This is a genomic window from Rhodoferax sp. U11-2br (genome assembly GCF_018619435.1).
Classification (GTDB): domain Bacteria; phylum Pseudomonadota; class Gammaproteobacteria; order Burkholderiales; family Burkholderiaceae_C; genus Rhodoferax.
Window position 1 is genome coordinate 121678 of record NZ_JAHFZF010000004.1, and the last position, 13332, is coordinate 135009.

The following is a 13332-nucleotide window of genomic DNA, read 5'->3' on the forward strand; positions in this document are numbered from 1 at the left end:
ATGTGGGCTTAGCGCACTTCTGATTGCTCGAACGGCAGGGTCGTGTTGCGCAGGTCGCGCCGGGTTTCCACCAGCACCAGCGGGCGCTCGTCCATCACCACGAGGGCTGGACGTTCACGCACCACCCGCACCGGTTCAGGCTGGGCCGCGATGGCGGCCTGGGCGGCAGCCACTTTCTCGGCGTCAGAAGAGACCCAGTTCAAACCACTGTTTTGCGCCAACTGTGCCAGTTCTTCCAATGGCAGGCTGTAAGGCATCACCTTGGGCATGCCTGTACTCGCAGCAGCGCTGGGCGCTGGAACGGGTGCTGCAGCAACTGGCGTCGGCAACACCGGCGCTGGCGCGGCCACGGGAGCCGGTTCCACGGCGGCCACGGGTGGCTGCACCTCGGTAACAGCGGCCACGGCGACTGGCTCGGCAGCCACCGGGGCTGCTGTTGCCACCGCGGGTGCACTGGTCACGGCAGGTGTGCTGAAGTACGACTTGCGGGGTGTGTCTTGCCCCTCGGTTTCGGACTCTGCGTTCACGGGCCGGGCGTTGGGCGTCTCGCTGCCCTCGACGTTGTCTGCTGCCTGGCGTTCGGTACGTTCACCACGTGGCTTGCGTTCACGGCCATAACGGTCACGTGAGCGTTTTTCCCGGGGTGCAGACTCGCCCCTGTCGGCCTGGTCAACCGCAGTCTGGTTGTCATCGGCGTTGGTTTCGTTGTCAGCCGTCACCGGGCTGCTGCTGGCTTCGGCTAGGTCGGTCGTTGGCCGACCGTCGACTTCTGTGCGTGGGCCACGCTGTGGACGACGGTCACCGCGCTGGTTGCGACCGTTGCGCTCCTGGCGGGGCTCGTTGCGGCTGGGCTCGCCGCCCTCGGTGCTCACCTGGGCATTGGTGTCCAAACGGCCAGCCTCGGGGGCTAGGGCGTTGACCTGGCTGTCCGGGCGCTCATTGCGTGGGCCGCGCTCGTTGCGCTCACCCCGTTCTGGGCGTTCACCGCGCTCGGGCCGGTTGCCTCGCTCATTGCGGTTGCCACGGTTGTCCTGGCGGCCATCGGCACGGCCTTCCGGGCGGGCCTCGGAGCGACCTTCTGCGCCGGCGCGGCCGTTGCGACCCTCACCACGTGGGCCCCGTCCACCTTCGGGGCGATCACCCCGGGCTTCGTTGCGGCGGTTGCCGTCGCGGCCCGAGCGGCCACCTGCTTGTGGACCGCGTCCGTCTGTTTTATCGTTGGCCGGGGCTGCAACTGCCTTGGGCGCAGGGGTGGTTGCCGGTGCCGGGGCAAACAGGTTCTTGATCCAGCCAAAGAAGCCTTTTTCAACCACGACCGGTGCAGCGACCGGCGCTTTGGGGGGCTGTTGCGCCGCAGCAGGTGCCGGGCTGACCGGTACCGGTTTGGGCGGTGCCACCGGTGCGGGCGCATCGGGCAACACACCTTTAATGACCGGGGTTTGCCGGTTGGTGGGCTCTTGGGCACGGCGCGTCACAGCGGTGGCGTCTTCGACCTCTTCAGCCATCGAGTAGCTGGCGGTGATGTTGTCCAGACGCGGGTCGTCGTGTTTCAGGCGTTCCAACTTGTAGTTGGGCGTTTCCATCGACTTGTTGGGCACCATCAGCACATTGATGCGCTGTTTGAGTTCGATCTTGGCGATTTCGCCGCGTTTCTCGTTGAGCAGGAACGAGGCCACTTCCACTGGCACTTGGCACAGCACCGAGGCGGTGTTGTCCTTCAAAGACTCTTCCTGGATGATGCGCAGAATCTGCAGCGCCGAGCTTTCGGTGTCTCGGATGTGGCCGGAACCACCGCAGCGCGGGCAGGGAATCGATGCACCTTCGCTGAGGGCCGGGCGCAGGCGCTGGCGGCTCATTTCCATCAGGCCAAATTTGCTGATCGAGGCAAACTGCACCCGCGCACGGTCTTGGCGCAGGGCGTCGCGCAGGCGGTTTTCCACTTCGCGGCGGTTGCGGCTTTCTTCCATGTCGATGAAGTCGATCACGATCAGGCCACCCAAGTCGCGCAGACGGGCCTGGCGCGCCACTTCATCAGCGGCTTCGAGGTTGGTACGGGTGGCGGTTTCTTCGATGTCGCCACCCTTGATGGCGCGTGCCGAGTTGACGTCCACCGACACCAATGCTTCGGTGTGGTCGATCACGATGGCGCCGCCGGACGGCAGGGTCACGGTGCGGGCGTAGGCGGTTTCAATCTGGTGTTCGATCTGGAAACGGCTGAACAGCGGGGCGTCATCGCGGTAACGTTTGACGCGGGCTGCGTGTTCGGGCATCACATGCGCCATGAACTGCTGGGCTTGTTCGTACACGTCATCGGTGTCGATCAGGATGTCGCCGATGTCGTTGTTGAAGTAGTCACGGATCGCGCGAATCACCAGAGACGATTCCTGGTAGATCAGGAACGCGCCCTTGCCACCCTTGGCAGCGCCGTCAATCGCGCTCCAGAGCTTGAGCAGATAGTTCAAGTCCCATTGCAACTCAGGCGCACTGCGGCCGATGCCGGCGGTGCGGGCAATGATGCTCATGCCGTTGGGGTATTCGAGCTGGTCCAGCGCTTCTTTGAGTTCAGCGCGGTCTTCACCCTCGATGCGGCGGCTCACACCGCCACCACGCGGGTTGTTGGGCATCAGCACCACATAACGGCCAGCGAGTGACACAAAAGTGGTGAGTGCCGCACCCTTGTTGCCACGTTCTTCCTTTTCGACCTGGATCAGCAGTTCCTGGCCTTCACGGATCACGTCCTGGATGCGCGCCTGGCTGACCGAGACATTGGCCTGGAAATACTGTTTGGAGATTTCCTTGAACGGCAAGAAGCCGTGGCGTTCTTCGCCGTAGTCGACAAAACAGGCTTCGAGGGAGGGCTCGACGCGGGTCACCACGGCCTTGTAGATGTTGCCCTTGCGTTGTTCGCGTCCTTCAATCTCGATTTCGTAGTCGAGCAGTTTTTGCCCGTCCACCACCGCCAGGCGGCGTTCCTCCGCCTGGGTGGCGTTGATCAGCATCCGTTTCATGGGTCGCTTTCCTTCAATTCAAATATCAATACACAAGCTCATGCCGAGCCATTGATACACAAACTGACGCTTTGAAATGCGGAGGAAACTGCCGTAGACCCTTCGCTCACTGAGTGAGCGGGGGCGGTGGCGCGTGGAGAGGAGTCATCGGGTCTGTGGGGATTATTGCTACCTGTTTGATAGCTACATGCGCCTTTTTAAAGGGCGCTGGTGCCAGACGTGCGCCAACAAACAGCACGCTCACGCGCTGCAGGCAAAAACACATCAAGGACATCAACACAAACATATCACTTCATTCCGCTCACAGTCTAAGACTATGAGTTTTTGGTTATTCCGTATCAGGATTTCAAGGCGTCGTTTTAACCCTTCAGCGCGGCTGCCACACGGGACATGGGGTCACCTGTTTGCAGCCTGGATGTCAGGCGGTACCGACTTTTCTGGCGAGGCAGGAGGTGTGTGAACTAAACTTCACCATCCAACGAATTAACTTTCTGTTAAATCAACCACTTACAGCACATCGCCAGTGAAAGTCATTATAGGGGGCAAACCTGCTCCGCCTGCCCCCAAAGTGGAAACCCTTTGTATCGACGAAGACGCGTCGGGCCAACGGGTCGACAACTTCCTGATCCGCCACCTCAAAGGCGTGCCCAAGACCCACATCTACCGACTCATTCGCAGTGGTGAGGTGCGTGTCAACAAGGGTCGCGTCAGTGCCGATACCCGACTCTCAACCGGGGACATGCTGCGGGTGCCGCCGGTGCGCATCTCCGAGCGGGTGGCTGAAAAAGAACAAGCGATGGCCCAGCAGGTGGCGCATGGCGCACCGGCGCGCGATTTTCCGGTGCTGCTCGAAGACGATCACCTGATCGCCATCAACAAACCCGCCGGTGTGGCGGTGCATGGCGGCTCGGGTGTGAGTTTTGGGGTGATCGAGCAGTTGCGTATGGCGCGCCCGCAGGCCAAATTCCTGGAGCTGGTGCACCGGCTGGACCGCGAAACCAGTGGCATTTTGCTGGTGGCCAAAAAACGCAGCGCGCTCAAACAGCTGCAAGACCAGTTCCGCACGCGCCAGACCGGCAAGACCTACTTGGCGATGGTGTGTGGGCAGTGGCCCGCCAAGTTGAAGGTGCTGGACAAACCCTTGCACAAGTACCTGCTCGATGGCAACGAGGCACAAGCGGGTGAGCGCCGTGTCAAGGTGGTGTCGCGCGATGACCCGGACGGTATGCCCTCGGTCACGCTGGTGAAAATACGTGCGAGCAGCGCCGACTACTCACTGCTCGAAGTGACGATTAAGACCGGACGCACCCACCAGATCCGGGTGCACCTGGCCAGCGAAGGTTTCCCGATCCTGGGTGACGACAAGTACGGTGACTTTGAGCACAACAAACAGCTGGCCCGCGCCAGCGCACAACACCAGCTCAAGCGCATGTTTTTACATGCCTGGCGTTTGCAGTTACATCACCCCGCCAGCGGCGAACCGATTGAATTGCTGGCAGACTTGCCGCCCGAACTGGCCTTTTTTTCCGCCGCTGTACTGGCGCAGCGCCCTGATTGACCCCTCATGACCCCACGCAACTTTGACCTGATTGCCTTCGACTGGGACGGCACCCTGTTTGACTCCACCGCCATCATTGCCCGCTGCATCCAGGCGGCGGTGCGCGATGTGGGCGGCAAGGAGCCCACGTTTGAAGAAGCCTCGTATGTGATTGGCATGGGCCTGATGCAGGCGCTGGCCCATGCCGCGCCCGACGTGCCCGAAGCGCTTTACCCCAAGCTGGGTGACCGCTACCGCCACCATTACTTTGCCATCCAGCATGAGATCAGCCTGTTTGACGGGGTGTTGCCGCTGCTGGCCGAGCTCAAAGCGCGCGGCCACCTGCTGGTGGTGGCCACCGGCAAAAGCCGCCGCGGCCTGGATGAGGCACTGAGCAGCGCGGACTTGGCGGGTGTGTTTGATGCCTCACGCACCGCCGACCAGACGGCAGGCAAACCCGATCCCCTGATGCTCAACGAGCTGATGGCGGAGTTTGATGTACCACCCGAGCGCACCCTGATGGTGGGTGACACCACTCATGATTTGCAAATGGCGCTCAACGCCGGTTGTCCTAGCCTGGCGGTAAGTTATGGTGCGCATGACCATGCGGTGTTTGGCGCCTTGCAGCCTTTGTTTGTGGCGCACAGCGTGCCCCAGATGCGTGACTGGTTGTTGGCCCATGGCTGAGATGGCGCGTGCCATGCTTGCATGAACCCGATGTCTGAGTCGGTGTATTTATGCCCATCGTCCGACTTGGTGGACAGCTGTGAGGCGGTGCCGTTTGAGGTGCGTTATTACTCGGAAAGTGTCGCGGCGTTTGCCGTGCGCTACGCTGGCAGGGTTTACGCTTACATAAACCGTTGTACCCATGTGCCGATGGAGATGGATTACCAGCCCAACCAGTTTTTTGACAGCACCGGCCACTGGCTGATGTGTGCCACCCACGGGGCCATGTATTCGCCCCAGACCGGCCAGTGTGTGATGGGCCGTTGCCGTGGTGGCCTGGTCAAAATTGCGGTCAGCGAAGAAGCGGGCAGGGTGCACTGGCATACTTCCGACAAACTACAACCTAACCAAGCCTTATGACAGATCCAGCTGATTCGGACAAGCCAGGTGCCTCACCTGTGCCGGAATACATGCCAAATACCGCACAAACCCAAGCAGATAAAGGGCCTGGTGCTACACAAAACAAAGTGTCTGGCGAGCCCGAAGCCATCGGTTGGGAGCGGGCCACGCTGGAGAAGCTGGCGTTTGCGTCGCTGCACGAGCAACGCCTGGCGCGGCGCTGGCGCAATTTTGTGCGTCTGGCCTGGCTGGTGTTTCTGATCGCGGTGGCCTGGTTCGGTTTTGACCAGAGCAACACCACCAAAAATGTGACCACACCCCACACCGCCGTGGTGGACATCAAGGGTGAAATTGCCTCAGGTAACGAGGCCAGCGCCGAGCTGATCCTGTCCTCGGTGCGCGCGGCTTTTGAGGATGCCGGCGCGCAGGCGGTGGTGCTGTTGATCAACTCCCCGGGTGGCAGCCCGGTGCAGGCAGGCATCGTCAACGATGAAATCCGCCGTCTCAAGGTGTTGCACAACAAGCCAGTGTACGCGGTGGTGGAGGAGTCTTGTGCTTCGGCGGCGTATTACATCGCGGTGGCGGCGGACAAGATCTATGTGGACAAGGCCAGCATCGTTGGCAGCATTGGTGTGCTGATGGACGGTTTTGGTTTCACCGGCCTGATGGAGAAGCTCGGTGTAGAGCGGCGCCTGATGACGGCGGGGGAGAACAAGGGTTTTCTGGACCCCTTCAGCCCGCAGACCGAGCGCCAGCGTGAGTACGCCCAGGCCATGCTCAACCAGATCCACCAGCAGTTCATCACCGCTGTCAAAACCGGGCGCGGCACCCGGCTCAAGGAAGATGCCGACACCTTCAGCGGCCTGTTCTGGAGCGGCCAGCAAGCCATCGAGCTGGGGCTGGCTGACCAGCTTGGCAGCATCGACTATGTGGCGCGTGAGGTGGTGAAGGCCGAGGAGATCATCGACTACACCCGCCGTGACAACGTCGCTGAGCGCCTGGTCAAGCGTTTTGGCGCGGCGCTGGGCGCTGCGGTGGTGCAGGCCACCCAGTCCTCGGCTGCGCTGCGTTAATCCTCGTTGCCGCCGAGCTGGCGGCAGCGGGACTTGCCCGCTGGCTCTGGCCAGAGCTGCTTAACGACCAATCGCAAACACTGCCGGTGTGCTGTTGTTGAGCGGACTGGTTTTTTTCTTCCAGCCTTTGATCGTGTCGCTCACCAGTTGGGCACGTGGCAAAGTCAGCCCGGACCCAATTGCCAAGCGGGTGTTGTGCTGCAAATTTTGCAGCAAGGACTGCAGCATGGCCTGGTTGCGGTAGGGCGTCTCGATGAACAGCTGAGTCTGCCCGCTGCGCAAAGCCAGGGCCTCGAGTTCACGGATGCGTGTGGCGCGTTCCGACGGGTCCTGCGGCAAATAACCCACAAACGCAAAACTCTGGCCGTTGAGCCCGCTGGCAGCCAAGGCCAGCAGCAGCGACACCGGCCCGACCAGTGGCACCACCGCGATGCCGAGGTCGTGCGCGGCACGTACCACCGACGAGCCCGGATCGGCCACGGCGGGCATACCCGCTTCGCTGATCAGGCCGATCGCCTGGCCATCCAGCGCGGGCTGTAACAGGCCGCGCGCGTCGAAATTGCCGTGGTGGTCGCCTTTTTTGTGTACCTCGCGCGGCAACTCCACCAGCTGCATCTCCTGGATGCTGCAGCACAGCGGGGTGATTTCGTGGATGCGTTTGAGGTAGGCGCGCGCCGACTTGGCGTTTTCACAGACCCAGTGGCGCAGGCTAGCGGCCGTTTGCAGGGTGCCCAGCGGCAGGCTGGCTTGTAAATCGGTGCTGTCGTCACAGCCAAAGTCGAGTGGCGCGGGCACCAGATACAAGGTGCCTGGGGTGGTTGTCGCCTCCATGATCACAGCACCTGGATACCAGCAGCTTGAATCAGCTGGCAGGTGCGTATCAGCGGCAGGCCAATCAGCGCGGTGGGGTCGTCGTTGTCGATGCGTTCCAGCAGGGCAATGCCCAAGCCCTCGCTTTTGGCGCTGCCGGCGCAGTCGTAAGGGGTTTCAGCCAGCAGATACGCTTCAATTTGCGCGTCCGTCAGCGCGCGAAAGCGCACCTTGACCCGCGCCAGTTCGGTTTGGGCAAAACCCGTTTCCAGGCAGACCACCGCCACGGCGGTCTGAAACACCACGGTGTTGCCGCGCATGGTCTGCAGCTGGGCGACGGCGCGGGCGTGGTTGCCGGGTTTGCCAAGTGCTTGGCCATCCAGGTCGGCCACCTGGTCGGAGCCGATCACCACCGCCGTCGGGTGGGCTTGGGCGACCGATCGCGCCTTGGCCAGCGCGAGGCGGCAGGCGATGTCTGGTGGGGTTTCGCCGGGCAGCGGGGTTTCATCGACCTGTGAGGCCACCACGCTGAAGGGCAAACGCAAACGTTCGAGCAACTGGCGGCGGTAGACCGAGGTGGAGGCAAGGATGAGGGGGCGTGGGGGTAAAGAGCTCATGCCGCGATTCTCTTACACTGCCTCCCATGATGGAACACAAGCACCCCCCCAAATTTGACGTCCGGCATGCCGCAGCCTCCCAGCTGCTCATGGAAGGCCATGATGTGTTATTAAGTTATGAGCGCCTGATGCAGGAAACACAAGGGCTAGCGGCCGAAAACTCACTTGATTGGACGGCGCGGGTCGAGGTGCGCCCCGATCCTGCCGGGCAGCCGACCAACTGGCTGCACTTGACGGTGGTCACCACCATGCCCCAGATTTGCCAGCGTTGCCTGGGTCCGGTGGATGTGGCCTTGCAGGTGAATCGTGAGTTCCGTTTTGTCGAAACCGAAGCTGTGGCCGAGCAGCAGGACGACGAGTGTGAAGAAGACCTGCTGGTGATCAGCCGTGAGTTTGACCTGGCGACGCTGGTGGAAGACGAGGTGCTGATGGCTTTGCCCCTGGTACCGCGCCACGAGACCTGTCCCGTCAATGTCAAGATGCTCGCGGTAGACGATGACTTTGAGGCGCCCGTTGAGAAGCCCAACCCGTTTGCGGTGCTGGCACAGCTCAAAGGCAAGGCATAAATGCCTGGCTAGCCGAATGGCTCATGATCGGTTATACTCTACAGCTTTTGCGCAGATGAACTGCGTGTATCTCAATAACCCAAAGTTGCCTTCTTAAAGGCGGCTTACAGTCTGAAGGAGCGGAACATGGCCGTCCAACAAAACAAGAAGTCACCTTCCAAGCGCGGTATGCACCGTTCACACAACGCCCTCGTGGTGCCCGGCATTGCTGTCGAATCCACCACCGGTGAAATTCACCTGCGTCACCACATCAGCCCCACCGGTTTTTACCGTGGTCGCAAGGTGCTCAAGACCAAATCTGAGGCCTAAACCCGATTTAAACGCATCCAGGCCCGAGGCTACCTTTGTGTGTAGCCTCGGGCCTTTGCATTTGTGATTTGGTTTTGTTGTTTGTTTTTCGCTGTTTTTTTGAAGCTTGCTGGCTTTAGCTATCCATGATCACTATTGCTGTTGACTGCATGGGAGGTGACCACGGCCCCCGTGTCACTTTGCCCGCCTGTAGCCGCTTTCTGGAAACACATCCTGATGCGGCCTTGATCATGGTCGGTTTGCCTGAGAGTTTGCGTGGCTACAACCATCCGCGTGCCACTGTGGTGCTGGCCAGCGAGGTGGTCACCATGGACGACCCGCTGGAGGTGGCGCTGCGCCGCAAAAAAGACTCATCCATGCGGGTGGCCATCACCCAGGTGAAAGACGGTGCGGCCCAGGCCGTGGTGTCGGCGGGCAACACCGGCGCCTTGATGGCGATCTCGCGTTATGTCCTGAAAACCCTGGATGGCATTGATCGCCCCGCCATCGCCGGTCAAATTCCCAATGCCAAGGGCTTGGGCACCACGGTGCTGGACATGGGGGCCAATGTGGATTGCACTGCTGAGCACTTGGTGCAGTTTGCGGTGATGGGTTCGGCCCTGGTGTCGGTGCTCAGTGGCAACGAAAACCCCACAGTGGGTTTGCTCAACATTGGCGAGGAAGCCATCAAGGGCAACGAAGTCATCAAAAAAACCGGTGAGTTGCTGCGCATCGCCTCTCAGACCGGTGATCTCAATTTCTATGGCAATGTCGAAGGCAATGATATTTTCAAGGGCACGGCTGACATTGTGGTGTGTGACGGTTTTGTGGGCAATGTGGCCCTCAAGGCCAGCGAAGGCCTGGCCGGGATGATCGTGGACTTTTTGCGCAAAGAGTTTTCTCGCAATATCTTCACAAAAGCAGCGGCGTTGATTGCTTATCCGGTGATATCGGCGCTTAAAAAGCGCATGGACCATCGTCGTTACAACGGCGGCGCCTTGTTGGGTTTGCGTGGCCTGGTGTTTAAGAGCCATGGTTCAGCCGACGATCTGGCGTTTGGTTATGCCTTGACGCGGGCGTATGATGCGGCCCGCAACGATTTGTTGGAGCGGGTCCGGGTGCGTATTGCGCACGCTGCGCCCCTGTTGGCGCCAGTTGAAGCACGTTTGCCGACTGAAGCCGCTGTATTGGTTTGATTTATGAACACTTACGCACGTATTACCGGCACCGGCAGTTATCTGCCACCGAATCGCCTGACCAATGCCGACCTGGTCGCGCAGTTGGCCACACAGGGCATCGAGTCCAGTGATGAATGGATTGTCGAGCGCACCGGGATCCGTGCCCGGCACTTTATTGACCCTGAGATGAGCTGCAGCGACATGGCCTTGTTGGCCTGTCAGCGGGCACTGGAGGCAGCAGGCCGTCAGGCCCAGGACATCGACCTGATCATCGTGGCGACCTCAACGCCGGACATGGTGTTTCCGTCGACCGCCACCATCCTGCAGGGCAAATTGGGAGCCCATGGCGGTGCCGCATTTGATGTGCAGGCGGTGTGCAGTGGTTTTATTTATGCGCTGACGGTGGCGGATGCTTTGCTCAAGTCTGGCGCGGCGACCAAGGCGTTGGTGGTGGGCTCCGAAGTGTTTTCCCGGATCCTGGATTTCAAGGATCGCACCACCTGCGTGTTGTTTGGCGATGGCGCGGGTGCGGTGGTGCTGGAGGCGGGTAGCGAGGCGGGCATTCTGGCCACCGACATCCATGCTGACGGCAAATACACCGATATTCTGTGTGTGCCGGGGCATGTCTCGGGTGGGCAAATACAGGGTTTGCCGCTGTTGCGTATGGATGGCCAGGCAGTTTTTAAACTCGCCGTGAATGTGTTGGACCAGACTGCCCGCGCGGTGCTGACCAAGGCAGGCAAAACAGAGGCCGACATCGACTGGCTGGTGCCACATCAGGCCAATATCCGCATCATGCAGAGCACCGCACGCAAGCTCAAATTGTCGCTGGACAAGGTGGTGGTCACGGTGGACCAGCATGGCAACACCTCGGCCGCGTCGATCCCGCTGGCACTCGATACCGCCGTGCGCGCGGGGCAGATCAAGCCCGGTCAGACGGTACTGCTCGAAGGGGTGGGCGGTGGATTCACCTGGGGCTCGGTGCTTTTAAAGTTGTAGCTATCGGTCCTTTTTAAATAAGGGCTTGAGGCAGATTTGTCATATATCTTTGAAACTTTTCCGTGACATTTATGAAACCATTTGCTTTTGTATTTCCGGGTCAGGGCTCGCAGTCGGTCGGCATGCTGGACGGCTGGGCTGATCATCCGCAGGTGCTGGCTGCCGTGGCCGAGGCCTCGGACGCCCTGCATGAAGATGTTGGCCAGTTGATCAAGGAAGGCCCCAAGGAGGCGCTGGCGCTCACCACCAACACCCAGCCGGTGATGCTGGTGGCGGGTGTGGCTGCCTACCGCGTCTGGATGGCTGAAGTGGGTGTGGCGCCTGCTGCGGTGGCCGGGCATTCACTGGGTGAATATTCCGCGCTGGTGGCCTCGGGGGTGCTGACCCTGTCGCAAGCCGCGCCGCTGGTGCGTTTTCGTGCCCAGGCGATGCAGGAAGCCGTGCCTGTGGGTGTGGGCGCCATGGCGGCCATCCTGGGTATGGATGCTTCTAAAGTGATCGCTATCTGTGCAGAGGTGACGGGGTCTTTTGGCCAGAATGCCACAGAAGTTGTGGAGGCTGTCAATTTCAACGACCCGGGCCAGACCGTGATTGCCGGTTCCAAGGCTGCGGTGGACCAGGCCTGTGTGGCGCTCAAGGCTCAGGGTGCCAAGCGTGCCTTGTTGCTGCCGGTGTCGGCGCCTTTCCACTCCAGCCTGATGCAACCAGCGGCCTTGAAACTCAAGGACCAGCTCGACACCGTTGCATTTGCGGCGCCGCAGATCCCGGTCATCAACAACATCGACGTAGCGGTGGAGTCCGACCCACAACGTATCCGCGACGCGTTGATGCGCCAGGCGTTTGGCCCGGTGCGCTGGGTCGAAGTGGTGCTGGCCCTGCAAGCCCGTGGTTTGTCCACTTTGGTCGAATGTGGCCCTGGCAAGGTCTTGGCTGGTATGGCCAAACGTATTGCGCCCGACCTGGCGGGTCTGGCGTTGTTCGATGCCGCCTCTCTGGCGGACGTCAAAACAAGTCTTTTGGAAGCATGAATTCATGAGTGAACCTACTTTTCAAGGCCAGGTGGCCCTGGTCACCGGCGCCTCGCGCGGCATTGGCGCGGCGATTGCACTGCAACTGGCCCAGCAAGGCCTCAAGGTGATTGGCACCGCCACCACCGACGACGGCGCCGCCAAAATCAGCCAGACCCTGGCAGCGTTTGATGGCTGCAGTGGCAAAACCCTCAATGTCAACGATGCGCCCGGCGTGGATGCCCTGATCGACGAAATCGTCAAAACCCACGGTGGCTTGCAGATTCTGGTCAACAACGCGGGGATCACCCGCGACAACCTGACCATGCGCATGAAAGACGAGGAATGGGATGCGGTGCTCGACACCAATCTCAAAGCGGTGTTTAGGATGAGCAGAGCCGTCATGCGGACCATGATGAAGCAGCGTTATGGCCGCATCATCAGCATCACCTCGGTGGTGGGGGCCTCCGGCAACCCGGGTCAGGCCAATTACGCCGCTGCCAAGGCCGGTGTGGCGGGTATGACCCGTGCGCTGGCGCGTGAGTTGGGTTCGCGCAACATCACGGTCAATTGCATCGCCCCGGGGTTCATCGAAACTGACATGACTGCGGGTCTGCCCGAAGAACAGCACAAAGCCCTGATGGGGCAGATCCCCTTGGGCCACCTGGGTAAGCCAGCAGACATTGCCCATGCGGTGGCTTATCTGGCGTCTCCCCAGGCAGCGTATGTCACTGGCCAGGAATTGCATGTCAATGGTGGCATGTTCATGGCGTGATCGGTGTATAAACAGAAGCCATCCAGCCGACATATCCGTCCGGTTAAAATGACGGATCTTTTTACAACCCTTTGAGGGAACTCATGAGCGATATTGAAGCACGCGTTAAAAAAATCATTGCCGAACAACTCGGTGTGGAAGAGTCACAAGTGACCAATGAAAAAGCCTTTGTGGCTGATCTGGGTGCCGACTCGCTCGACACCGTGGAGTTGGTGATGGCGCTCGAAGACGAGTTTGGCATTGAAATCCCTGACGAAGATGCTGAAAAGATCACCACGGTGCAAAACGCTGTGGATTACGCCACAACGCACAAAAAAGCGTAATGAACCCAAGCGCGGCGCCCCAGGGTGCCGCTTCGCTGCAGGGGTGTTTGACACCACCGGGCAGCGTCACCATTTCACAGCCTGAT

14 protein-coding genes are annotated in these 13332 nt (G+C 60.5%); 11 read left to right on the forward strand and 3 right to left on the reverse strand.

Annotation, left to right across the window (positions count from 1 at the left end):
* Nucleotides 1–8: 8 nt before the first annotated feature.
* A complete protein-coding gene (locus KKO72_RS04175) occupies nucleotides 9–3008 on the reverse strand; it encodes an Rne/Rng family ribonuclease (RefSeq protein ID WP_214935741.1) in 3000 nt (999 codons plus the stop codon).
* 523 nt (nucleotides 3009–3531) lie between these two features.
* Here KKO72_RS04175 and KKO72_RS04180 point away from each other — a divergent pair.
* From KKO72_RS04180 to KKO72_RS04195, 4 genes are read left to right on the forward strand one after another with little or no spacing between them, the layout of a single operon-like run.
* A complete protein-coding gene (locus tag KKO72_RS04180) occupies nucleotides 3532–4566 on the forward strand; it encodes an RluA family pseudouridine synthase (RefSeq protein WP_214935743.1) in 1035 nt (344 codons plus the stop codon).
* A 6-nt stretch (nucleotides 4567–4572) separates the two neighbouring features.
* Nucleotides 4573–5232: an HAD family hydrolase gene (locus KKO72_RS04185; protein ID WP_214935745.1), complete on the forward strand. Its 660-nt coding sequence runs from the start codon at nucleotides 4573–4575 to the stop codon at nucleotides 5230–5232.
* Between the two features lie 30 nt (nucleotides 5233–5262).
* Entirely contained in the window at nucleotides 5263–5631 is a 369-nt protein-coding gene (locus KKO72_RS04190; RefSeq protein ID WP_214935892.1) for a Rieske 2Fe-2S domain-containing protein, read from the forward strand.
* Nucleotides 5628–6683 (forward strand): S49 family peptidase, encoded by a 1056-nt coding sequence (locus KKO72_RS04195; protein ID WP_371736814.1) that lies wholly within the window; start codon nucleotides 5628–5630, stop codon nucleotides 6681–6683. The genes KKO72_RS04190 and KKO72_RS04195 overlap by 4 nt, the downstream gene beginning before the upstream one ends.
* A gap of 60 nt (nucleotides 6684–6743) precedes the next feature.
* Here KKO72_RS04195 and KKO72_RS04200 read toward each other — a convergent pair whose 3' ends face one another.
* Together KKO72_RS04200 and KKO72_RS04205 are read right to left on the reverse strand one after the other, a co-directional pair.
* A complete protein-coding gene (locus KKO72_RS04200) occupies nucleotides 6744–7514 on the reverse strand; it encodes an SAM-dependent methyltransferase (RefSeq protein WP_214935747.1) in 771 nt (256 codons plus the stop codon).
* A gap of 2 nt (nucleotides 7515–7516) precedes the next feature.
* On the reverse strand, nucleotides 7517–8110 hold the full coding sequence (locus KKO72_RS04205; RefSeq protein WP_214935749.1) for a Maf family nucleotide pyrophosphatase: 594 nt from the start codon (nucleotides 8108–8110) through the stop codon (nucleotides 7517–7519).
* Between the two features lie 29 nt (nucleotides 8111–8139).
* Between KKO72_RS04205 and KKO72_RS04210 the strand changes: the two genes are divergently transcribed.
* From KKO72_RS04210 to acpP, 7 genes are all read left to right on the forward strand, one after another.
* The gene (locus tag KKO72_RS04210) at nucleotides 8140–8676 is read left to right on the forward strand and encodes a DUF177 domain-containing protein (RefSeq protein ID WP_251140439.1); all 537 of its coding nucleotides are present in this window, start codon (nucleotides 8140–8142) and stop codon (nucleotides 8674–8676) included.
* 126 nt (nucleotides 8677–8802) lie between these two features.
* A complete protein-coding gene (rpmF, locus tag KKO72_RS04215; RefSeq protein WP_078364078.1) occupies nucleotides 8803–8985 on the forward strand; it encodes a 50S ribosomal protein L32 in 183 nt (60 codons plus the stop codon).
* Nucleotides 8986–9110: 125 nt separating this feature from the next.
* Nucleotides 9111–10160, forward strand: a complete 1050-nt coding sequence (plsX, locus tag KKO72_RS04220) for a phosphate acyltransferase PlsX (protein WP_214935753.1) — start codon at nucleotides 9111–9113, stop codon at nucleotides 10158–10160.
* A gap of 3 nt (nucleotides 10161–10163) precedes the next feature.
* Nucleotides 10164–11141 (forward strand): beta-ketoacyl-ACP synthase III, encoded by a 978-nt coding sequence (locus tag KKO72_RS04225; protein ID WP_214935755.1) that lies wholly within the window; start codon nucleotides 10164–10166, stop codon nucleotides 11139–11141.
* Nucleotides 11142–11212: 71 nt separating this feature from the next.
* A complete protein-coding gene (fabD, locus tag KKO72_RS04230; protein ID WP_214935757.1) occupies nucleotides 11213–12169 on the forward strand; it encodes an ACP S-malonyltransferase in 957 nt (318 codons plus the stop codon).
* A 4-nt stretch (nucleotides 12170–12173) separates the two neighbouring features.
* Complete coding sequence (gene fabG, locus KKO72_RS04235) at nucleotides 12174–12923, forward strand: 3-oxoacyl-ACP reductase FabG (protein WP_214935759.1); 750 nt, start codon at nucleotides 12174–12176, stop codon at nucleotides 12921–12923.
* A gap of 83 nt (nucleotides 12924–13006) precedes the next feature.
* A complete protein-coding gene (gene acpP / locus KKO72_RS04240) occupies nucleotides 13007–13246 on the forward strand; it encodes an acyl carrier protein (RefSeq protein WP_078364073.1) in 240 nt (79 codons plus the stop codon).
* Nucleotides 13247–13332 lie beyond the last annotated feature (86 nt).